The sequence below is a fragment of the Arthrobacter mobilis genome, assembly GCF_012395835.1.
GTDB lineage: Bacteria > Actinomycetota > Actinomycetes > Actinomycetales > Micrococcaceae > Crystallibacter > Crystallibacter mobilis.
The window spans coordinates 1-632 of the sequence record NZ_JAAZSQ010000094.1 but is presented as its reverse complement, the minus strand read 5'-3'; the positions used below and the strand labels follow the sequence as shown (position 1 = coordinate 632).

At 42.4% G+C, this 632-nt stretch carries 1 protein-coding gene and 1 pseudogene; both read left to right on the top strand.

Translation table 11 applies throughout. From position 1 onward, the window contains the following. The coding region (locus tag HGG74_RS21040; protein ID WP_246263145.1) for a P-loop NTPase family protein at positions 1-295 on the top strand (295 nt) is incomplete at its 5' end. Positions 296-297: 2 nt separating this feature from the next. Further along, positions 298-632 (top strand): annotated as a pseudogene (locus HGG74_RS21035) (hypothetical protein); the annotation flags it as partial.

Genomic DNA, 632 nt, shown 5'->3' with positions numbered 1-632 from the left:
TCGCGGCGCGGAAGCCTGGGATTTTCTCAAAGGCTCAAGTTCCGGCCATGCAGGGAACCTTACAACCGTCCATGAGAGCACCCCTGAAGATGCTGTGCTTGGACTGGTTCAACGGTGCTATATGAACCCTGAATGTCAGAATTTGCCTTATAACATTATATTGCGGAGGGTGTTAAGCAACGTCGATGTGATTATGAGTATTAAGTACATCGATGAGGAAGATAACCGATTTGCATCGGGTATTTACTATCGTGATATTCATTTTCAGGAATACTTTGAAAAGCTGAAGGAGTGATTATGTCTCTGAAACTACCCGATAAAGGCCAGTGGGCTTTTATCGGTCTGGTTATGTGTCTTGTGACGTATTATACTGGCTCAGTTGCTGTTTACTTCCTGAACGGAAAAACGCCGCTTTATATATGGAAGAATTTTGATTCCATGCTGCTGTGGCGGATAATAACAGAGAGTAATATACGGACAGATATCAGGTTAACCGCAATCCCCTCTCTTTTATCAGGTATGGTTTCGTCTCTCATTGTGCCTGTTTTTATTATCTGGCAACTGAATAAAACGGATGTTGCTCTTTATGGTGACGCGAAGTTTGCCAGTGATAATGATTTAAGAAAATCGAA